The following is a 20,517-nucleotide window of genomic DNA, read 5'->3' on the forward strand; positions in this document are numbered from 1 at the left end:
CCGGATTTTGACCCGTCTTGTCGCCTTCGATGTGGACTCGACGCTGCTGGCGGTCGAGAGCCTCGATTTCGCCATCGAGATGACGCGGGGCAGCGACGGGGCCGAGAAGGTCCGCGCGATCACGGATGCGGGTATGAGTGGCGCGATGGGCTTGCGTGCCTCGATTGCGGCACGGCTCGACATTGCCCGGTTTGAACGCGGCAGTGTCGCGCGGGCGGCGGTGGCCCTGAAAGCCTATGCGACACCGGGCATGGCAGAACTGCTGGCCGCGCTGCGCGCCCAGGGCGATCGTGTCATCGCGGTCTCTGGCGGGTTTGGCGATCTGGTCCGGCTGGCGCTGCGCGATCTGGGGTTTGCCGACAGCGCGATCTTCGCCAACCGATTCCTTTGGGATGGCGGGCGGATCAGCGGCTTCGACACGGCCAACCCGCTCTCTGACAATGGCGGCAAGGCGGAAGTCCTGAGCCAGCTGAGGAACGCATTCAAACCGGACAGCGTCGTCATGGTCGGGGACGGGATTACGGATCTTGAAGCGGTCGAGAGCGGTGCGGCGGACCGCTTTGTCGGATTTGGCGGCGTGGCACGGCGGACGGCGGTCGAGGATCGGGCCCGGGAGTATGCCGCCTCGATCAACGAATTGAGCCGCCTTCTCCTCGCCTAGATCGTCAGCAGGCGCGCCCGGATCGTGCCCCCCAGCGCGGCGACTTTTTCGGAAAAGCCTGCGGGGATATTTCCTTCGAGGTCGGCACTGGCATAGCCATACGAGCCCGACGTGTTGAGATATTGCGCGGCGATGTTGAGCCCCGCCCCTCCAACCAACTCGTTGAGACGGGAAAGATAGCCCGGCGCATTGGTGTGCAGGCTGGTCAGACGTGTCCGGCCCGAAACCAGGGCACCCGGCTCCAGTTCGGGCAGATTGACCGCCTTGGCCGTCGCACCTTCAAAGGCATAGCGCGAGAGCTTGAGGCCCGCATCCTCGCCAATGGCGGCCTGGGCCTCCTCGGTCGATCCGCCGATATGCGGGGTCAGGAGGGCATTATCGAGGCCACGCAACGGGCTGAGGAATTCTTCCGATTTCGAGGCCGGCTCCTTTGGAAACACGTCCACCGCCGCGCCGGCGAGATGGCCGGATTTCAGCGCGGCCGCGAGGGCATCGACATCAACGAGATCGCCCCGCGCCTGGTTGATCAGGATCGCGCCGGGCTTCATTCGCGCGATCTCGGCCGAGCCGATCAGGCCGCGCGTCTGGTCCGTGGAGGGCACGTGCAGCGTCACCGCATCGCAGATCTCGAGCAGGTCGCCGAGCGAGGCCATGGCCCGCGCATTGCCGTGGGCAAGCTTCGGCTCGATGTCGAAATAATGGACGTGCATCCCCAGACCCGAGGCGAGGACCGAGAGTTGGGAGCCAATATTGCCGTAGCCGACAATGCCGAGCTTCTTGCCACGGACCTCGTGGGCCCCGGCCGCGCTCTTGTGCCATTCGCCGCGATGGGCGGCGGCGGTCTTGGCCGGGATGCCGCGCATCAGCATGATGACCGAGGCGAGCGTCAGTTCCGCGACCGAGCGCGTATTGGCAAAGGGCGCGTTGAAGACATAGACGCCCGCCTTGGCGGCGGCCTCGAGGTCGACCTGGTTGGTGCCGATACAGAAACACCCCGCCGCGATCAGATCCGGCGCGGACGCGAAGACGTCCGCAGTCAGCCGGGTGCGCGAGCGGATCCCCAGCAGATTGACGCCCTTCAGGCGCTCGATCAGCTCGCCGGGCTCGACGGCCCGGTCCAGCCGTTCCACCTCGACCGCGCCATAGCGCGAGAGGGCGGCCTCGGCATCGGGATGGATATTCTCGACCAGCAGCGCTTTCATGAGAGCCTCGCCCCGTCCGTAATCCCCGTTATAGAGGCGCGATTCCCCGCTCCCGTGCAGCCCCGCACCTGCTTTTCTTCCTGTAGTTCGGGAAGGGCGCAGGTTTTCCGGGGTTTCGGGACTCCTTCCACGACGACGGCCCTGCCCGTTCCGGACTTCGCGCGAGGCCGGAGCGGCAGGTTAGGCCGTGAGGTAGTGGTTGGGGATGGACACCGGACGATTGAAACTTGACCGCGTTGGTGTGGGCGTTGCTACTGCTTGCGTACCCGGGGAGAATTTCGATGTTGAAAGTGTTCGCTGCGGCTCTGGCCTGCGTCATGGCGATGACCGGTCAGGCTGCGGCAAGACAGGACGGCACTCTGCCGGCCGAAGTCCTCGACGCCTACTCAGCTTATGAAGCCGCCGTCGCGGCGTCGGACTGGGAGCAAGCCGTCAGGGCAGCGCGCACGGCGGCAGAAGCCGGCGACCGGCACGGCACCGATGCCGCCACGCGCGCGGTGCTCTGGGAGAATCTCGGGATTGCCTATTTGCGCTATGGAATCCGGCCGGAAACGGAAGGGTTGGCGGACCGGGCGTTTGAACAGGCCCTGACTCAAGCGCAAGCGATTGGCGATGAGCCGGGCACGCTCCGCCTTCGCTTCCGTCTCATAGAAGCCGCGCTGAGCGCGCAGGAGGGCATGCTGGCGCTCGACCGGATGGGTGAATTCGAACGGGCTCTGGCGCGATCGAGCACCCACGCCCCTGACCTTGAACGGCAATATCTCGCGATGCGCCTTCATGGAATGCGCCCGCCCAGTTTCTTCTATGCGCCCCCTCTTTCCGACGATGACCGTGCCCGTGTCGCACGGCTGCTCGAGTTGGCCGAGAGCGGAAGCCGCGAATATCTGATCGCACAATACCGGCTGGTGGTGGACGCCTATGCCCGGCAGGACTGGCCAACCGCCGAAGCGCTTGTCTTCGCGACCGCCGCCGAGACAGGCCGCCGGAACGAAACTATTCCCGATACGCTGGCCAATATATTGTCGATTTATCATGAAGTTCTAGCCCGTGGCTTTGACGATACCGAATCCAGTGGGGCGGCGAGATGGCCGGATGAAAGCCTGGAAATCTGGTGTGCCTATCTGGTCGGTCGTGCCCTTCCTATTCGAACCCCTCCGCAATATCCGGCACGCGCGGCTGAGTTTGGCTGGACCGGTTCCGTGACCATGACTTTTTGGGTCGATGAGTTCGGGCATCTGGTCGAGATCATCAGCGCGGAACCGGTTGGCCGGACCAATCGAGCCTTCATTCCCAATTCGGAACGTGCCCTGAGACGTTGGCAATGGCGCCCACAATGCCGGCCCAGAGAGGGCGTCACCATGACGGACAGCACGGTCTTGAGCTATGAAATGAGAGAATAGGCCAACTAAGGGTTTAAACGGCGTGCTCACCCGGACAGACCAGCGGTCAGTCGTCTTAATGGGTCAAAGACCTCACCCCTAAAATCCCGCTTGCGGGCGCGCGGCATTGGCCTTAAAGCGCGCGGCCCGTTTCTCCCCGGATGTCCGGGAGCGGGGTTTTGGGTCTTGTCATGCTGGATGCGCCACCCTTAGCCGAGCCCATCACACCGCAACCGGTGACGCCGGGCGTGCTGGCCGCGCTTGACGCGCCCCGCCCCTTCTTCGGCGAGAACCGCACCGCCGCGCTGATAGACGATCTGGCCCGGCAGGGCTGGGCCCATGCCGCCGATGCCCTGCCTGCCGAACTGACCGCCGCCCTGCTGACCCGGGCACGGGTCTTGAGCGAGATCGATGCGCTGGCCGCCGGGAAGATCGGACGGGGCGATGGGGAAATGCGGGCGCTTTCCATCCGCCGGGCCCGCATCGCCTGGATGGACGGGACGCACCCCAACGAGGCGGCCTTCCTGGAAGGGGCCGAGGCGTTGCGCCGGGCGATCAATGAAGCCCTGTTTGCAGGGCTCTTTGAATTCGAGGCGCATTTCGCCGTCTATCCGTCCGGCGGACATTATGCGCGCCATCTCGACGCCTTTGCCGGAGCGCGGCGTTCGCGCGTGGTCTCGCTGGTTGCCTGGCTCAATCCGGACTGGCGGGACGGGGATGGGGGCGAGCTGGAGCTCTGGGGGTCGGATACCGAGACGGGTGGACCGGCCCGGACGTTCGCGCCGCGCGGCGGGGACCTCCTCCTGATGATGTCGGAAACCATCCCCCACGCCGTGCGGGAAACGGCGAAGCCGCGCTATGGCATTGCCGGCTGGTTCCGGGTCAATCCCGGTGTCGGCGGCGTGCTCGACCCGGCGGCCTAGACCATCGCCTTGCGCCATGCGCCCGGCGTATGGCCTGTCACCTCCCGCACCGCGCGGCTCATATGCGGCTGGTCAGCAAATCCGGTATCCAGTGCAATTGCCGACAACGGATCGCGCGTCGAGACGATGGCCCGCCAGGCCGCCTTGGCGCGCCGTTCCAGGCGCAGCCGCGCGGGTGTGATGCCATAAACAGATGCAAAGCCGCGCGAGACGGTTTCGGGCCGCAGGCCGGTGGCTTCAGCCCAGCGGTCGAAGCGCAAATCGGGTTCGGCGTCCATCGCGGCGAGGAGCAGGTCGGGCCAGTCTTCCCGGTCTCTGGCACGGGGTAGGGCATGACGGGCGAGCCAGCCGGTCGCGGCGCTCGGGCCTTCGTGCGCGATGCGAATGAAATCGTCGGGATCTGCGGCGCGAAACACGCCGGCGGCCTGCGAGCCAGCCAGCGGCAGATTGCAGGTGCGCGCGCCGGTCTTGCCCACGCGGTCGGCATGGGCGTCGAACACGCCATGGACAATGATGTCGCCGGCCGCCGCGCGTATGCGCCCGCCATCTCCGGTCTCGGTATAGCCGCCCTCCAGGACGACCGCCGCGTAGGCGCGCACATGGCGATGACGGGTCAGGCTGGCGCGTGGCGCAAGCCGGTCATGGCCGGGAACGATGTCGTGCAGACGGGTCATCGGCCCAAGCCTAGCCGAGCGCCGGGCACGCGCAACGGGATTCCCCGCCCCGCCTGTCCCGGTCGTCGACTAGTCCTGCGGAGCCATTTCGCGCAGCGCCGCCAGCGAGCGGTCGACATGCTCGTACGGGTTCAGCTCGTTGTGGGTCATGGTGATGACACCGTCGGCATTGATCACATGCGTCGTGCGGCTCGTCCGGCCCGGCATGATCGCCAGGCGCACGTCGTAATCGGCCATCATCCCTTCCCCCAGCGCAAAGACCGGGAAGGCCGAGGCGCAGTGCTGGGTCGAGAACTCGGCGAGGCGATCGGTATTGCCCGCCGTGATACCGATGACCTGCGCCCCCAGCGCCTCGAACTCGGCAATGCTCTCGGCAAAGCTCGCGGCCTGCGCCTCGCAGCCCGAGGTGAAAGCCGCCGGGAAGAAGAAGAGCACGACCGGACCGGTTTCCAGCGCCTCGGCGAGGTGGAAGCTGACCGGTGCTCCGGCCTGGAACCCATCCACCGTAAAGTCGGGGGCAGTCTCGCCCGGCTCCAGTTCGGCCAGTGCCGGAGCTGCGAAAGCAGCGGCAAGGGCGGCGGCAAGTGCGAAGGCGGCAGTCAGGGTCTGGCGGATCATGGTGGTCTCTCCGGCTTAAGGTCGCCGGGAAGATATAGGCCGGTCAGCCGGAAAGGCGAAGGGGGCGGGGCTAATTCGTTCGCCGGTCCGGGCCCCACGCATTGACAGCGTCTTCCCCCACGATCAGCGCGGCACGGCGGCGCACTTCGTCCGGCGTCATCAGGCCGCGTTGCAGCGCCGATTTCAGCCAGTCCGAATAGGATCCCCCGGTCTCGGCAAACCCGTCCTCGGTCATCGCCTGATAGAGCGCGGCAGCGATCATGTGCATGCCGCCATCGGCGTGCTGCCAGCGCGCGGCCGGGTCGCGCGCAAAGCCAAGGCGTTCGGACACGATCTGGTCGAGGGCCTGGGTGGAATCCTCGTTGATGACGCCGTTGAAGGAGTTGTACCCGAACTGCGGATCATGGTCCTCGACGATGGAGATCACCCACGGATCGGCGCGCAGATCGGCCAGCAGCGCGGCGAGCTCGGCGTCATCGCGGGCAAAGGGCGGGTGGAAAATCTCGTGCGCGGCAATGCGCAGCTGGGTTTGCGCGTCATAGCTGTGATGGGCGAGAAAACGCTGTCCCTGCACGCGTATGCCATAGGGCTGGGAGTAGTGAACGACGACAAGATCGATGCGCGGGTCGAGCGTGCGGCCCAGAAGGCGCGACTGTTCGGGTATGATGTCATAGGGCGAGACCGCCGCGTCGATCCGGGCGATGGACGCGTCGATATCGTCACCAAAGCGCGCGGCCCAGTCCGCTTCAAACCCGTTGGCCTGCATCTCCTCGAGCACGAGGACAAGTCCGGGCATGGCCGCGAGAATGTTCGGCCAGGCCTCATCGTCCCAGTAGGCGCTCGCTTCATAGGGCGGGCGCAGAATGCCTTCCGGGTCGCGCGCCGCGGTCAGGACGGCGTCGAGCGAGGAAAAATCGGCTCCGGAAAACAACAGGACCAGATTCGGACCGAGCAGGCGGCCATCGGCCCGCGCGTGCTGTCCCATCCGGTCGAGAATGGCGTTGCCCCGCTCCGACAGGCCCGAACGCAGGCGCGTGATGTCGTCACCATAGATACCGGCCTGCATTTCATCGCCCGCCGCAGCGCCGATCAGGAGAAGCGCATCAAGCCCGACCGCCCAGCTGATCACCCAGTCGGTCGAAGCCGCCTGCTGCGTCCCGGACTCGTCAGAATTGCTGGCCTGATTACTGGTATGAGAGACCAGCTCGACCCGGCCGGCCGTTCCCGTCTCGCCGCCGCAGGCCGCCAGTGTCATGGCGAGCAGGCTCGCGCCTGCCAGTTTGCTCAATCTCGTCACGTCCGGCTCCTCACTGCCGCACCCCCCAGCGCGATGACGCCAAGGAAAGCAAACCGAGGCCGTGCCCGTCTTGAACGGGATTGAGGGGCGGGGGCCAAAATGTGACGCGTCCCGGAATCGGCGGAGCCGCTGTCCGGGACCCAGGGAAGGGGATTGCTGCTGGACCCCGGTCCTTGCTGGCGCAAGGCCGGGGAACGTCGACAGTGAGGACCCTAATCCCCATCCATCTTGAGCGCGGCGATGAAGGCTTCCTGCGGGATATCGACTTTGCCGAACTGACGCATCTTCTTCTTGCCGGCCTTCTGCTTGTCGAGAAGCTTGCGCTTGCGGGTGGCGTCGCCGCCATAGCATTTCGCCGTCACGTCCTTCCTGAGCGCCGAGAGCGTTTCACGCGCGATGATGCGCCCGCCGATCGCGGCCTGGATCGGGATTTTGAACATGTGGCGCGGGATGAGGTCTTTCAGCTTCTCGCACATCGCCCGCCCGCGCATCTCGGCGCGGCCGCGATGGACCACCATGGAAAGGGCGTCGACCGGCTCGTCATTGACGAGGATCGACATTTTCACGAGATCGCCCTCGCGGTTTTCCTTCCACTGATAGTCGAAGCTGGCATAGCCCTTGGTCACCGATTTGAGGCGGTCGTAGAAATCGAAGACGACCTCGTTCAGGGGCAGCTCATAGACCAGCATGGCGCGGGAGCCGGCATAGGTGAGTTCTTTCTGCACCCCGCGCCGGTCCTCGCAGAGTTTCAGCACGCCACCGAGATACTCGTCGGGCACGAGGATGGTCGCGGTGATCCACGGTTCTGAAATCGTGTCGATCTTCACCGGGTCGGGCATGTCGGCGGGATTATGCAGATCGATCACCGAACCGTCCGTCATTCCGATCTTGTAGATCACGGATGGGGCGGTGGTGATCAGCTCGATATTGTATTCGCGCTCGAGCCGCTCGCGGATGACTTCGAGGTGGAGGAGGCCGAGGAAGCCGCAGCGGAAGCCGAAGCCCAGCGCGGCGGAGGTTTCCATCTCGAAGCTGAAGGAGGCGTCGTTGAGCGCGAGGCGCTCGATGGCATCGCGCAGATCCTCGAACTCGGCGGAATCCACCGGGAAGAGGCCACAGAAGACGACCGGCACGGCGGGCTTGAAGCCGGGCAGCATCTTGTCGGTCGGGCGCTTGTCGTCGGTGACAGTGTCGCCTACGCGCGCATCGCGGACCTGCTTGATCGAAGCGTTGAGGAAGCCGATCTCGCCCGGCCCCAGCGCATCGACATTGGTCTTGGCTGGCTTGAAGACGCCGACGCCATCCACGCCATAGGCCGCGCCGGTGCCCATCAGGCGTACGCGCATGCCTTTTTTCAGCTGGCCCTCGATAATACGAACCAGGCAGATGACGCCGAGATAGGCATCATACCAGCTGTCGACGAGGAGGGCTTTCAGGGGCGCGTCCGGATCGCCGCTGGCGGGCGGGGGTAGACGCTCGACGATGGCTTCAAGGACGCTTTCGATCCCCAGCCCGGTCTTGGCGGAAATCTCCAGCGCGTCGGAGGCATCGAGCCCGATCACGTCCTCGATCTGCTGTTTCACGCGGTCGGGTTCGGCGGCCGGAAGGTCGACCTTGTTGAGGACCGGCACGATTTCGAGATTGGCGTCGATGGCCTGATAGACATTGGCGAGCGTCTGGGCCTCGACGCCTTGCGCGGCGTCAACGACCAGCAGCGCACCCTCGCAGGCATAGAGTGAGCGCGACACCTCGTAGGCGAAGTCAACATGGCCCGGCGTGTCGATCAGGTTCAGGGCATAGGTCTCGCCGTTCGCCGTCTTGTAATCGAGGCGGACGGTCTGGGCCTTGATGGTGATGCCGCGCTCGCGCTCGAGCTCCATATTGTCGAGCACCTGTTCCTTCATCTCGCGCTCGGTCAGCCCGCCCGTCTTCTGGATCAGGCGGTCGGCCAGCGTCGACTTGCCATGGTCGATGTGCGCGACGATGGAGAAATTGCGGATATGTTTCGGGTCTGTGCTCATGGGCGCGGGAGGTATCACCGCCACGCCCTTTCGCCAAGCCGGTTCGGCGGTGATGGCCAGCCAGCAAATTTGCACGCCTGCACGTTGCGCGTGTAAAATTTCACCCAATGCTTGCACTGTGCTGCGGAATACCGCCTAACTCGACCGGAAGCGCAGCCCGTCCGGACGGTCGGGAACGAGAAGGAGATGACCCGTGAGCCTCGTTGCCCGACTGGTCTATGTGTCGACAGCCCGGCCCGATCTGACGAAGAAGGATATCGAGAGCATTCTCGATACGGCGCGCGAGCGGAATGGGCGTGACAATGTCACTGGCCTGCTCGTGTTCGACGGGATCAGCTTCATGCAGTTGCTGGAAGGCGAAGCCGAGGTCATCGACGCGGTTTTTCGCGACATCGCCAATGACAATCGCCACTCCAATGTCGTGCGTATCCTTCAGGACGAGAATGTCCCCCGGCAGTTCAAGGAGTGGTCGATGGGATATTCGATGACGCACGACCCGCGCATGCTGAAAGGCGACAGCTGGTTCCCGCTGACCAGCAAGCTGCTGGACAAGGCCCTGCCGGCGAATGCCGACAGCACGGTGCGCAGCCTGTTTACCAGCTTCCTGAGCGTCGACGAGCTGACGCGGGCTTAACCAAGCGCTAACCGTTTCGCCGCGGTGTGGTCAAAATCGTGCGCGATTATCGCGTTCAGACCTGACCTGACAGCCGGAGTGCCGTCCCATGCGCCTCTTTCTCACCCTGATCGCCGCCCTCCTCCTGGCCGCGCCCGCCGCCCGCGCGCAGGACGATCCCGATTACGGCCAGCCGAGCCAGTATTCCGAACCGGTCGAGACCTACTCGCGTGACGAGATGGTCGAGGCGGTGTCCGATTTCTTTGGCGTGACGGCGGAAGCTGCGGCGGCGGTTCTGGAACGGGTCTTTTCCGATCTGGGACGCCCGGTCGGCTATATCGCGGGCGAGGAAATCGCCGGCGCGGTCGGTGTGGGCCTGCGCTATGGTGAAGGCTATCTGACCATGAAAACCGGCGGCCAGCACAAGGTGTACTGGCAAGGCCCGTCCATCGGTTTTGACACGGGCGGCAATGCCAGCCGCGTCTTCGTTCTCGTCTATAATCTTCACGACGCCGAACGCATCTACCAGCGCTTTCCGGGCGTGGAGGGCACCGCCTATCTGGTCGCGGGCATGGGCGTGAACTATCAGCGCGCCGACGGGATCACACTGGCACCGATCCGCTCAGGCGTCGGCCTGCGGGCCGGGGCGAATGTCGGCTATCTCGCCTATTCCCGCCAACGCAACTGGTTGCCCTTCTAAGGGAGCCTCCCGGATGCAGATCCGCCCTGCCGAGGCTGGTGACCACGCCGCCATCGGCCGATTGTTGCGGGGGGCTTTCCCGACCGATGCCGAAGCGCGTCTCGTCGATTCCCTGCGCGCGGCCGACGCGGACAGTCTCGAACTCGTTGCCGAAGACCATGACGCCGTCATCGGCATGGTGCTGTTCTCGCCGGTCGAAGCGGTTGGCGCAGGGAAATCCTCGGCGATCGGTCTAGGCCTCGCCCCGCTCGCGGTTGTCGAGACCCGGCAGGGCCGGGGAATCGGCTCGGCTCTGGTCGACAGCGCGCTGGAATTCCTCGCCGCGCTGGATCCGCCCTTCTTCGCCGTACTGGGCGAACCGGACTATTACGCGCGCTTCGGTTTTGAACCGGCCAGCGGCTTTGACTACCGGTGGGATGCCGACGTCGAGAACCAGGCCGGTGACGCCTTCCGCTTGCTGGTCCGCGACACGAACCGCCTGCCCAAAGGGCCCGGCATCATCCGCTATCACCGCGCGTTTTCGGGGTTCTGATCCCTGTCCCTCACCCTTTCAAAAGGGAGAGGGAGGCGCAAAGCGCCGACTGAGGGGTTGGATCAAGGTCAAACTTGAAAAGCCGGTCCCGGACTTTTTTTCCGGGACCTACCGAAATGACCGAATATGGCTCTCCATCCTTCGCGATCTGTAGGCCCCGGAACGCGGTCCGGGGCAGATAGCGAAGGGAATCCCTTACCCTCGCAACACTCCGCCCGTCGCCTTTTCAACCGCCGCGACGATTTTGGCCGCGACCGCCTCGATTTCCTTGTCGGTCAGCGTCTTGTCTGACGGCTGGAGCGTGGCTTCGAGTGCGAGCGAGACCTTGTCCGCGCCAAGATTGGCCCCCTGATAGACGTCGAACACGGTGACGTCGGCAATGAGCGCCTTGTCCGCCCCTTTCGCCGCGCGGATCACGTCCTGCGCGGCCACGGAGCGATCCAGAACGAAGGCGAAGTCGCGTCGCACTGGCATCAACTCGGAGCGTTGCAGCGGCGGACGGGCCTTGGTGCCGGATTTTTTGCGCCCTTCGGGAATGGCATCCAGACGCACTTCAAAGCCGATGACGCGGCCGTCAATGTCGAGTTCGCGCAGGATTCCGGGGTGGATCTCGCCGAATTCGGCAAGGACATTCTTGGGTCCCAGCTTGAACACGCCGGACCGGCCCGGATGCCACCAGGGCCGCGCCTCTGCAGCGACCTGAAGCGAGTCGACCGGCGCACCGGCGGCGTCGAGCGCCGCCATCGCGTCGGCCTTGGCGTCGAAGAGGTCGGCCTCCCGGCTGCCGTGCCAGGAGCGCACCGGTTTGACGAAACGCACACCGGCGGCAACGGTTTCCTGACCGTCCGGCGCATCGGAGAGATAGATCGGCCCGACTTCAAAGAGGCGCGGATCGCTGACGCCCTTGTCGGCATTGGCCTGGATGGCGGTCAATAGATGGATGAGCGCGGAGGGACGCATCACGTCGAGTTCGGAACTGATCGGGTTTTCCAGCGCCAGCCCCTCGCCATGCCCGCCAAACAGGGCCGCGCGGGATTTTTCCGCGAACGACCAGGTCACGGCCTCGCGATAGCCGCGCTGGGCCAGTGCCCGGCGCGCCCAGCGGGCCCGGTTCTGGCCGGTCGTCGCCGGAGCCTCGCGGCGGCCGGGAAGACGCGGCAGGGAAATCGCCTCGATACGGTTGAAGCCATGGATGCGCGCGACTTCTTCGACGAGGTCGGCTTTCAAGGCGCAATCGCGCCGCCAGGTCGGCACTTCGACCGAGAGGCTGTCGCCCGCCCCGGCAATGCCGAAGCCGAGCGCGGAAAGAATATCGACGATCTCTTCGTTGGAGAGGTCGAGCCCGGTCAGGCGTTTCACCTCGCCGGTCGGGAAATTGATCGCGTCGGGCGCAGCGGGTTCCTCGCCCGCGACGAACATTTCCGACGGCTCCCCGCCGCACAGATCGAGGATCAACGCGGTCGCAAGCTCCAGCCCGCCCCGCACGAAACCGGTGTCGACGCCGCGCTCGAAACGGTGCTTGGCATCGGATTCGATACCGGTCGCCCGGCCGGTGGCGCGGGTGATCTGCGGGTCGAACCAGGCGCACTCGACGAAAACGTCGGTGGTTTCCTCGGTGCAGCCGGAATATTCGCCGCCCATGACGCCGCCAAAGCCGAGGCAGCGGGCATCATCGGCGATGACGCACTGGTCGGCGGTGGGCTCATAGGTCTTGCCGTCGAGCGCCTCGAAAGCGTCGGGCGTTCCGCGTCCGCGCCGGGCCCGGATCGGACCATCGAGCTTGGCGACATCATAGACGTGCAGCGGGCGGCAGCGGTCGTGCGACATCAGATTGGTGATGTCGACGAGTCGGCTGATGGGCCGAAGACCGATGGCTTTCAGGCGCTGTTGCAGCCAGGCCGGGGATGGGCCGTTCTTGACCCCGCGAATGACGCGCCCGGCGAAGACCGGGCAGGCTTCTGGCCAGTCGAGCTCAACCGTGACGGGACAGGGGAAGGTCCCCTCGACCGGCGTTACCGGTGCGGTTTTCAGACGTCCAAGTCCGGCAGCAGCGAGATCGCGCGCAATGCCATGGACGCCGAGCCAGTCGGGCCGGTTGGGCGTCACTTCGAAATCAATGACCGGGTCATTCGCACCCAGCGCCTCGGCCGCCGGCGTGCCGACGGGGAAATCGCCTTTGAGGTCGATAATGCCGTCATGGTCGTCCCCGGCTTCCAGCTCCTTGGCTGAACACAGCATGCCGTGGGATTCCACACCGCGAATCTTGCGCGGCTTGGCGTCGAGCGAGAAATCCGCGCCCGGGATATAGGCCCCGAGCGGCGCATAGATGGCCTGCATCCCGGCGCGGGCATTGGGTGCGCCGCAGACGATCTGCTTGGTGCCGTCGACGGTTTCGACCGTGCAGACCCGCAGCTTGTCGGCATCCGGGTGCGGCTCGGCAGAGGTGACATGGGCGACGGTAAAGGCAGCGAGCGCCTCGCCCGGGTTGTCGATACCCTCGATCTCGAGACCGGCCATCGTCATCACCTCGGCGATTTCGTCGAGGGACTTGTCCGTTTCCAGGTGTTCTTTCAGCCAGGAGAGAGTGAATTTCATCGTCGAATATGCGCGATATGCGCCCTCAGTTAAGGCTCTGAATCATTTTGGCCAACATGGCTTTGACGTCACCGGCGAGGTCTGCGAGCGCCGGGTTTTCGACCGCCTGCATGGAGGCCGCCGGATCGACCGCTGAAACCTCGATGCGGCCATCCTCGCGCTGCTGGACGATGACATTGCAGGGCAACATCACGCCGATCTTGTCTTCGGCCTGCAATGCCTTGAAGGCAAATCCCGGATTGCAGGCCCCGAGAATGCGGTAGGGCCGCAAGTCCTTGTCGAGCTTGGCCTTCATCGTCGCGGCGATATCAATGTCGCTGAGAACACCGAATCCCTGATCCTTGAGCGCGGCAATCACGCGGTCAACGACGTCGTCAAAACGGCCGTCCACACGGGTCGAGATGTAATAGCTCAAGTCGTTGGCCTCCTAGGCCGTTGGCTCGCAGCGCCGCAAACTGGTTTCGTCGCCGAGCGCCGAAGTCACTGTCAACCGATCGCCCTCGCGGCGAGCGTCGAAACGAAATTCATACAGTTCTGGATCGTTGCTGAAATGCGCGACTATCAGATCGCCATCAAGGGCTGTCTCAACTTCGCGCCATTGGTCATCGGTGCCAAACCGGGCCTCGAGCTCGCGGCTGCGCTCCCCGTCCTGGCGGAAGGTCAGCGTATCGCTCCCGGACGACCAGCAACCGCGCAATTCGCGGATCCCAACCCATGGCGCATTGTCGTCCTGAGTGATCTGATCAACCGCGAAGGCGGCAAAGAGTCCGAGAATGAAGCCTATCCCCAGGGCAATGAATGTCAGGCGATTCATCGTGCGTCCTCCGCTTCGATCGTTACGGCTTGCGGATCATCGATCGCAGCTGTGCCGAGGACCAGGAAGGGATCGGCATCATCGCGTTCGCAGCGCGCGACTCGCTCGGCGCGTGCGCCGCCAATTGGCGATGTCGTCCAGCACCGATTGAAGACCGAGCAGTAACAGATTTCGACTTCCCACCGGTCCCATTCCAGCGCAGCGGCTGTAAGATCATCAAGGCGTACGTCCGAACGCGCCCAGGTCAGATCGACCGACGGAACCATTTCACCCGCGGCAACCGAACGACCGGTCAGCGCCGTCCACGAGATGTCGTAGCCGGGCGGCAATTCGGCCAGGAACAACGACATGTCGGCGCGGCGTTCGCCATCCTGGTAGAGACTGACCGATTCGATTTGTGCCGGCCCGACACCCGTATTTCGCACCCGAATACCCAGACTGGCATTCGTGTCGCCTGAACTCTGATAGCCATCGACCTGAAGCACCGGATAGACCGAGGCATGTTGCTGGGCGCGCATCACGCGCGCCTGGTCCCAGGCGATGAAGAGCGCCGCAAGACCGACGACCATCGCGCCGACCGCGGTGAGCGCCTGGTGGTTGGTTTTGAGCCAGCGGAGCATGGGTCAGCTCAACCCGCTCGCGAGATTGGCCTGAAGCAGCGGAGAGAAGCCGTAATGGGCCAGCCAGCGGACATCATTGGCGAAATAGTCGCGCAGGTCCGGCGCGCCATATTTCAGCATGGCGAGGCGGTCCACGCCCATGCCCCAGGCAAAGCCCTGGAACTCGTCCGGATCAAGGCCGCAATTGGCGATGACATTCGGGTGGACCATGCCGCACCCCAGGATTTCCATCCACTGATCGCCGGAGCCGATCTTCACCGCATCGCCGACGCGCTCATAGCGCACATCCATCTCCGCCGACGGTTCGGTGAAGGGGAAGTGGTGCGGGCGGAAGCGGGACTCGACCACATCGGTCTCGAAGAAGGCGGCGATGAAGTCGATGAGGATGCCTTTCAGGTGGCCCATATGGGCCTCCTTGTCGATCACCAGCCCCTCGACCTGGTGGAACATCGGCGTATGGGTCTGGTCCCAGTCGCAGCGATAGACGCGGCCCGGCGCGATGATGCGGATGGGCGGCTTCCTTTCCATCATGGTGCGGATCTGCACCGGGCTGGTATGGGTGCGCAGGACTTTCTGCGAGCCGTCAGACTCCGGCTTCATGAAGAAGGTGTCGTGCGTATCGCGCGCCGGGTGACCTTCGGGGAAGTTCAGGGCGGTGAAGTTGTGGAAGTCGTCTTCCACGTCCGGACCTTCAGCGACCTCGAACCCCATGTCGGCAAAAATGACGGCGAGTTCCTCCATCACCTGCGTCACCGGGTGTAGCGCGCCTTTCGGCTCGTTGCGCACGGGCAGGGTGACGTCGGCGCGCTCGGTAGCCAGTCGCGCATCAAGCGCCTTGGCTTCCAACGCGGCCTTGCGCGCCGCAATGGCGGACCCGATCCGGTCTTTCAGGCCATTCAGCGCCGGGCCCATGACCTGGCGCTCTTCCGGGCTCATCTGACCCAGCGAGCGCATCATCAGGGAAATCCTGCCCTTCTTGCCGAGCGCCTCGACGCGCAGGGTTTCCAGCGCACCCTCGTCAGAGGCGGCACCGACGGCTGCGGTCAGTTCGGTTTCGAGGGCGTCGAGCTCGCCGGTCGTCGTCATGGCCTGTCCCTGGAAGATCAAAGCGGGGCGGAGAGTTTGTCAGCCCTCCGGTTTACCGGTCCGCGCCGGGAAGGCAAGCGCTCCGGCGGCGTCAGTTCGCCTTGCGGCGCGGACGCCGGACCAGTTCGCCGCCGCAATTGGGGCAGACATGGGCATGGGTGTCTTCCGTGCAAGGCGCACAGAAGGTGCATTCATAGGTGCAGATAAAGGCCTCGCCGGTGGGCTCGAGCGCCCGCTCGCAGCTCTGGCAAGCGGGCTTCATCTCGAGGGCCATCGGCGTTGCGGTCTCTAGTTCGCCAGAGCGCCCTGGGCCTGTTCGACCAGCGCCTTGAAGGCGTCGGGCTCGCGGATCGCCAGATCGGACAGGACCTTGCGGTCGATGTCGATGCCGGCGCGCGACAGGCCGTTCATGAACTGGGAATAGGTGATGCCGTGCTGGCGGGCACCGGCATTGATCCGCTGGATCCAGAGAGCGCGGAAATTGCGCTTCTTGGCCCGGCGGTCGCGATAGGCGTACTGGCCGGCCTTTTCGACCGCCTGGACCGCGACGCGGTAGACGTTCTTGCGGCGGCCGTAATAGCCCTTCGCCTGGGAGATGACCTTGTTGTGCTTGCGGCGGGAAACCACACCGCGCTTGACGCGTGCCATAGTATGAGGCTCCTAACTCGTTGAAATCGCGAACCGACCTTAAAGGCCGTTCGGGAGAAACTTCTTCTTCACGACCTTGGCGTCGGCGGGGGCGAGAACCACCGTGCCGCGCTTGTCACGGATCTGCTTGGGCGTCCGCTTGATCATGCCGTGGCGTTTTCCCGTCTGGCCGGCCTTCACCTTGCCAGTCGCGGTGAGCTTGAAGCGCTTCTTGGCGCCGCTCTTGGTCTTCATCTTCGACATTTGACGCTCCTTTGATGCGGAACCGCGAACGGTTCCTTGCGTGTCGGACCCGGCAGGCATGTCGATGGGGGCCTGAACGGGTGGTTTTTCAAGAGCGCGCGTCATACGCGCACGGAACAGGAAAGGCAAGCGGGAGAGGTCAGCCCGCTGTAGCGGACCGGCTGGTCAGGCGACGCTGGATGCCGGACGCCGGTCATTAGCCGGCGGGCTGGCGAGGCTGCGGGTTTCGGTGCCATGGGCATGACCGCAGGACGCGTCGTGCCGATGACCGGGTTCGGGCGGCGGCGCGGACGCCGGAGCCTCGCTGTCGCAGAGCGCACAGTCTTCCTCGTGGTCATGCCCCTGCCGGGCGCGGGCCCGCCAGTTCACGAAATGCGCCCCGGCCAGAAGGGTCACGCCCGCAGCGGTCAGGATGGTTTCCGCGAGGTGGCCAAAAACATGCGTCGCCCCGACAAACATCAGGACCAGGCCGATACCGGCTGCGGTCAGGGTCCTCCAGCCGGCCCCGGACAGGCGCGCGCCCCAGAAAAAAGCGGCAATCGAGACCGGTGCGGCGATCAGGAAAAACAACATGTGCGCGGACTCGCCGGTGAACAGCCAGCCTGACAGGCTGGGCAGAAGCGCCGGGGCAAGCACGGCAATCACGGGCAGGATGAAGCAATGCGCCATGCACAGGAGCGACAGTCCGATCCCGGACATGTCGGCGAATTTGGCGTGGCGGTCATTCATGGTCGCGCGGTCCCGGGCGGCGGCGTGTCAGCTTCTGATGATATAGTGTTACATTATTCAAAAGGGAAGGCCTGCCCGCATGAAAAGGGCGGCACTCCGCCAAAGGAATGCCGCCCGATTCATTCCGGATTGCCGGTCTCAGATCAGTCGTTGTCGAAGAAGCCGATCTCGGAAATGTTCAGGCGGGCCGGCACCGGGTCGCGCCGCGAATAGGTGCCCACCCAGATGTCATAGATACCCGATTGCGGATTGCTGAACTGGACACCCGGATTGAACGAGCCCTCTCCGCCGTCATCATCGCACCACCACGAACCGTCCGGCGCATTGACGACAATCGTCGTGTCGCTGGAGGAGGCCGCCGAGATGAAGAGGTCCAGAGACCCGGCAGTGAAGTCGAGTTCGTAGTCGGGCGCGGCGGTCACATAGCCGCGGCACGTCCCGGAACCGTTCACCGAGTCGCTGACAGAGATGTCACCACCGGCATAGATGTCGACGGTGTGCGGATCGGGGATGAAGCCGCCATTGAGCGCGGTCGCGCCGTAATTGGCTGGCAGGGCAGTATCGAGCCCGGTCGCGCTGGAGAAATCGCCACCAAAGCCAAGCTCGGAGATGTGCAGCATGGCCGGCGGGAAGTCGTCCTGCTGGGAATAGGTGCCGACCCAGATGTCATAGACGCCCGATTGCGGGTCGGAGATCTGGATACCCGGGTTGAGGCCTTCGGCCCCGTCGTCATTGCAGATCCAGTTGCCGCTCGGGTCGTTGACGATAAGAACCGTATCCCGGTTGGACGTCGCCGAGAGATAGAGATCAAAGCCGCCCGCAGTGTAGGTCAGCTCGTAATCGGGCGCGGAAGAGGCGTAACCCCAGCAGCCCGGCATGTCAGCCTCGCGGACATCGACATTGCCGCCGGCGAGAATTTCGACATTGACCGGATCGGGGATGAAGCCGGCGCTGAGCTGCCGTTCGCCGAAATTGGCCGGGAGCGAGTAGTCGAGCGCACCGCCGCCACCGAGCGAGCCATTCATGGCAAAGCCGAGCTCGGAAATGTGCAGCTGCGCCGGAACGAATTCGCCCTGAACGCCGAAACGGCCGACCCAGATGTTGTAGAGACCACTGGACGGGCGGTCGAACTGGATCCCCGAATTCAGGCTTTCCGCGGCGTCGTCATTGCAATGCCAATTGCCCGCCGCATCGTTGATGACCAGCACGGTGTCGGAGTCCGATGTGGCCGAGATGTAAAGCGGCAGAGCCCCGGCAGTATAATAGAGATTGTAGTCCGGCGCATCGGAGATATAGCCCCAGCACGCATCGCCGAGACGGCCGGCATCCTGGTTGCCGCCAGCCTGAAGATTGACGGTATGCGGGTCCGGCAGGAAGCCGGAATCCAGCGTGATCGATCCGTAGTGCGGCTGCACCGAGATCGTCTGTGCGGCCGCGGGCGACGCGGCGACCACCGCCGCGCCGAGGGCCAAAAGCATACGATTCATGGAAATTCTCCCCTTCCCTGGTGAGTTAGTGACTGGTGATTTCTGATATCCACAAGGTGGCGTCCTGCAGGGCGGCTTCCCCGTAAGTGCCCACATAGATGTCGTATTGTCCCGATGGCGGCGTGTCCCAGCGCAGTGACGGATTGAGGCCTTCACCGCTGTCGTCATCGCAATACCAGAGCCCGTCCGGGCCATTGATCACGAGCGTGGTGTCAGCCTCTGACCCGACCGAGATGATCAGCGGCGGCGATCCGGCATTGTAGGTAAAGCGGAAATCGGGAGCCTGGGCGACAAAGCCGACGCACGGCGCGCCGATCGCGGCGGCTGCATCGATGGCACCGCCTGACTGCAGCTGTATCTCGAATGGATCAGGCAGGAAACCATAATCCAGAGACACGGTGCCGAATGTCGGGTCGAGGGACCAATCGGGCACCGGTGGCTCGGCGACTTCCGGCGGAATTTCGGTAATGGACAGCTGCGCAGGCCGGATACCGGCATTGCCATACGTCCCGACAAAGATGTCGTACTGACCTGATGGCGGGCTGGTCCAGTATAGGCGCGGATTGAGATTTCCGGCGCTGTCGTCATCGCAATACCACAGCCCGTCCGGGCCGTTGATCACGAGCGTGGTGTCAACATTCGCCGTGACTTCGAAGATCAGCGGGAGGTCGCCGGCTTCATAAGTCAGGCGGTAATCCGGCGCATTGGCGATAAAGCCGGTGCAGTGCCCGCCGATCATGCGGGCGGCATTGATCTCGCCGCCGGAGTGAAGGTCGATGACATGGGGATCGGGCCGAAAGCCGTTCTGGAGGCTCGACGCGCCATAGGTCGGATTCAGCGTCCAGTCCTGCGCCCCGGCCGGACCGGTCAGTGCCAGCACGGCCAGCGCGGCTCCCAGCATGCCGGGAATGTATGTCTGGCGGTTCATACTGGTCCCCTTCCTGTCCGGGGCCCCATCCAGGGCCGTCACGGACAGAATCCAGAATTGCTTGGCCAAATTGGCACCAGACTGCAACGAAAATGCGTCAAATGCCGGGTCAGCCGGACCCGATTCCGGCACGAGGCCACCGGCGGGGCAGATCGCCCGGGGTCCCGTACCCCCGGACGCTGCCGGTCACCGGTCCTTCCGCACCCTACTGGCTGTAGAGTTCGGAAATGTTCAGTTGGCTCGGCTGATTGCTGGCATTGCCATAGGTACCGACCCAGATGTCATAAAGACCCGAACGCGGATTGTTGAACCGCACTGACGGGTTCAGGCCCTGGCCGGAATCGTCATCGCAATACCACAGCCCGTCCGGCGCACGCACGACCAGGGTCGTATCGGCATTGGACGCCACCGAAATGATCAGCGGCAGGCTGGAACCAGCGGTGAAATACAGGTCGAAGTCCGGTGCATTCGAGATGAAGCCCCGGCAGGACCCGCCGATACCGGCGGCATTGATCGTCCCGCCCGACAGGACGTTGACGACATACGGATCCGGCGCGAAACCGGTGGTCAGCGACACCGAACCGTAATTCGGGTTGGCTTGCCAGTTCTGGGCTTCGGCAGACGCGCCAAAGGCCAGCGAAAGCGCCGCTGCACTGACGGCAGCCGCGATGGCGGTTTTGATGGTCATGTTCTTGGATCCCCTTCCGTTTCGGACGTTCGTAGCCCTGACGGCCCGAACACGCCCAT

The 20,517-nt window shown here is 64.4% G+C and carries 23 protein-coding genes; 6 read left to right on the top strand and 17 right to left on the bottom strand.

Features of this window, described 5'->3' with window-relative positions; genetic code table 11:
- Positions 1–7: 7 nt before the first annotated feature.
- Entirely contained in the window at positions 8–661 is a 654-nt protein-coding gene (locus V0U35_RS00460; protein WP_330194677.1) for an HAD-IB family phosphatase, read from the top strand.
- Here V0U35_RS00460 and serA read toward each other — a convergent pair.
- Positions 658–1,863, bottom strand: a complete 1,206-nt coding sequence (serA, locus tag V0U35_RS00465; RefSeq protein ID WP_330194678.1) for a phosphoglycerate dehydrogenase — start codon at positions 1,861–1,863, stop codon at positions 658–660. The genes V0U35_RS00460 and serA overlap by 4 nt on opposite strands.
- A gap of 227 nt (positions 1,864–2,090) precedes the next feature.
- Here serA and V0U35_RS00470 point away from each other — a divergent pair, with 227 nt between their 5' ends.
- Positions 2,091–3,263 (top strand): energy transducer TonB, encoded by a 1,173-nt coding sequence (locus V0U35_RS00470; RefSeq protein WP_330194679.1) that lies wholly within the window; start codon positions 2,091–2,093, stop codon positions 3,261–3,263.
- Positions 3,264–3,421: 158 nt separating this feature from the next.
- Positions 3,422–4,165, top strand: coding sequence for a 2OG-Fe(II) oxygenase (locus V0U35_RS00475; RefSeq protein ID WP_330194680.1), 744 nt, complete (start codon positions 3,422–3,424; stop codon positions 4,163–4,165).
- Here the strand turns inward: V0U35_RS00475 and V0U35_RS00480 are convergent.
- The 4 genes from V0U35_RS00480 to lepA form a co-directional block, all read right to left on the bottom strand.
- Positions 4,162–4,839, bottom strand: a complete 678-nt coding sequence (locus V0U35_RS00480; protein ID WP_330194681.1) for a helix-turn-helix domain-containing protein — start codon at positions 4,837–4,839, stop codon at positions 4,162–4,164. The two genes, V0U35_RS00475 and V0U35_RS00480, sit on opposite strands and share 4 nt — an antisense overlap.
- A gap of 69 nt (positions 4,840–4,908) precedes the next feature.
- Complete coding sequence (locus tag V0U35_RS00485) at positions 4,909–5,457, bottom strand: peroxiredoxin (protein WP_330194682.1); 549 nt, start codon at positions 5,455–5,457, stop codon at positions 4,909–4,911.
- Positions 5,458–5,527: 70 nt separating this feature from the next.
- Entirely contained in the window at positions 5,528–6,754 is a 1,227-nt protein-coding gene (locus V0U35_RS00490) for a hypothetical protein (protein ID WP_330194683.1), read from the bottom strand.
- Between the two features lie 212 nt (positions 6,755–6,966).
- The gene (gene lepA, locus V0U35_RS00495) at positions 6,967–8,775 is read right to left on the bottom strand and encodes a translation elongation factor 4 (protein WP_330194684.1); all 1,809 of its coding nucleotides are present in this window, start codon (positions 8,773–8,775) and stop codon (positions 6,967–6,969) included.
- Positions 8,776–8,968: 193 nt separating this feature from the next.
- On the opposite strand from lepA, the gene V0U35_RS00500 reads away from it, so the two are divergent.
- The 3 genes from V0U35_RS00500 (at position 8,969) to V0U35_RS00510 (ending at position 10,620) form a co-directional block, all read left to right on the top strand.
- Entirely contained in the window at positions 8,969–9,409 is a 441-nt protein-coding gene (locus V0U35_RS00500; protein ID WP_330194685.1) for a BLUF domain-containing protein, read from the top strand.
- An 88-nt stretch (positions 9,410–9,497) separates the two neighbouring features.
- Complete coding sequence (locus V0U35_RS00505) at positions 9,498–10,088, top strand: DUF1134 domain-containing protein (RefSeq protein ID WP_330194686.1); 591 nt, start codon at positions 9,498–9,500, stop codon at positions 10,086–10,088.
- A 13-nt stretch (positions 10,089–10,101) separates the two neighbouring features.
- Complete coding sequence (locus V0U35_RS00510) at positions 10,102–10,620, top strand: GNAT family N-acetyltransferase (RefSeq protein ID WP_330194687.1); 519 nt, start codon at positions 10,102–10,104, stop codon at positions 10,618–10,620.
- 195 nt (positions 10,621–10,815) lie between these two features.
- Here V0U35_RS00510 and pheT read toward each other — a convergent pair whose 3' ends face one another.
- The 12 genes from pheT to V0U35_RS00570 all read right to left on the bottom strand — a co-directional run bounded on the left by pheT (position 10,816) and on the right by V0U35_RS00570 (position 20,458).
- The gene (gene pheT / locus V0U35_RS00515; protein ID WP_330194688.1) at positions 10,816–13,215 is read right to left on the bottom strand and encodes a phenylalanine--tRNA ligase subunit beta; all 2,400 of its coding nucleotides are present in this window, start codon (positions 13,213–13,215) and stop codon (positions 10,816–10,818) included.
- 25 nt (positions 13,216–13,240) lie between these two features.
- Positions 13,241–13,630 (bottom strand): DUF302 domain-containing protein, encoded by a 390-nt coding sequence (locus V0U35_RS00520; RefSeq protein ID WP_330194689.1) that lies wholly within the window; start codon positions 13,628–13,630, stop codon positions 13,241–13,243.
- A 12-nt stretch (positions 13,631–13,642) separates the two neighbouring features.
- Positions 13,643–14,029 (bottom strand): hypothetical protein, encoded by a 387-nt coding sequence (locus V0U35_RS00525; RefSeq protein WP_330194690.1) that lies wholly within the window; start codon positions 14,027–14,029, stop codon positions 13,643–13,645.
- On the bottom strand, positions 14,026–14,649 hold the full coding sequence (locus tag V0U35_RS00530) for a DUF8453 domain-containing protein (RefSeq protein ID WP_330194691.1): 624 nt from the start codon (positions 14,647–14,649) through the stop codon (positions 14,026–14,028). The genes V0U35_RS00525 and V0U35_RS00530 overlap by 4 nt, the downstream gene beginning before the upstream one ends.
- Positions 14,650–14,652: 3 nt before the next feature.
- Positions 14,653–15,735, bottom strand: coding sequence for a phenylalanine--tRNA ligase subunit alpha (gene pheS / locus V0U35_RS00535; protein WP_330194692.1), 1,083 nt, complete (start codon positions 15,733–15,735; stop codon positions 14,653–14,655).
- Positions 15,736–15,826: 91 nt separating this feature from the next.
- Positions 15,827–16,009 (bottom strand): DUF1272 domain-containing protein, encoded by a 183-nt coding sequence (locus V0U35_RS00540; protein WP_330194693.1) that lies wholly within the window; start codon positions 16,007–16,009, stop codon positions 15,827–15,829.
- A 14-nt stretch (positions 16,010–16,023) separates the two neighbouring features.
- Positions 16,024–16,383 (bottom strand): 50S ribosomal protein L20, encoded by a 360-nt coding sequence (gene rplT, locus V0U35_RS00545; RefSeq protein ID WP_373696338.1) that lies wholly within the window; start codon positions 16,381–16,383, stop codon positions 16,024–16,026.
- 39 nt (positions 16,384–16,422) lie between these two features.
- The gene (rpmI, locus tag V0U35_RS00550; RefSeq protein ID WP_330194694.1) at positions 16,423–16,626 is read right to left on the bottom strand and encodes a 50S ribosomal protein L35; all 204 of its coding nucleotides are present in this window, start codon (positions 16,624–16,626) and stop codon (positions 16,423–16,425) included.
- A gap of 165 nt (positions 16,627–16,791) precedes the next feature.
- Positions 16,792–17,355, bottom strand: coding sequence for a MerC domain-containing protein (locus V0U35_RS00555; protein WP_330194695.1), 564 nt, complete (start codon positions 17,353–17,355; stop codon positions 16,792–16,794).
- Between the two features lie 143 nt (positions 17,356–17,498).
- Positions 17,499–18,842, bottom strand: coding sequence for a hypothetical protein (locus V0U35_RS00560; protein WP_330194696.1), 1,344 nt, complete (start codon positions 18,840–18,842; stop codon positions 17,499–17,501).
- 25 nt (positions 18,843–18,867) lie between these two features.
- Positions 18,868–19,770: a hypothetical protein gene (locus V0U35_RS00565; protein WP_330194697.1), complete on the bottom strand. Its 903-nt coding sequence runs from the start codon at positions 19,768–19,770 to the stop codon at positions 18,868–18,870.
- Positions 19,771–19,975: 205 nt separating this feature from the next.
- The gene (locus V0U35_RS00570) at positions 19,976–20,458 is read right to left on the bottom strand and encodes a peptidase S1 (protein WP_330194698.1); all 483 of its coding nucleotides are present in this window, start codon (positions 20,456–20,458) and stop codon (positions 19,976–19,978) included.
- Positions 20,459–20,517: the final 59 nt, after the last annotated feature.

Source organism: Hyphobacterium marinum, from assembly GCF_036330325.1.
GTDB classification, from domain to species: domain Bacteria; phylum Pseudomonadota; class Alphaproteobacteria; order Caulobacterales; family Maricaulaceae; genus Hyphobacterium; species Hyphobacterium marinum.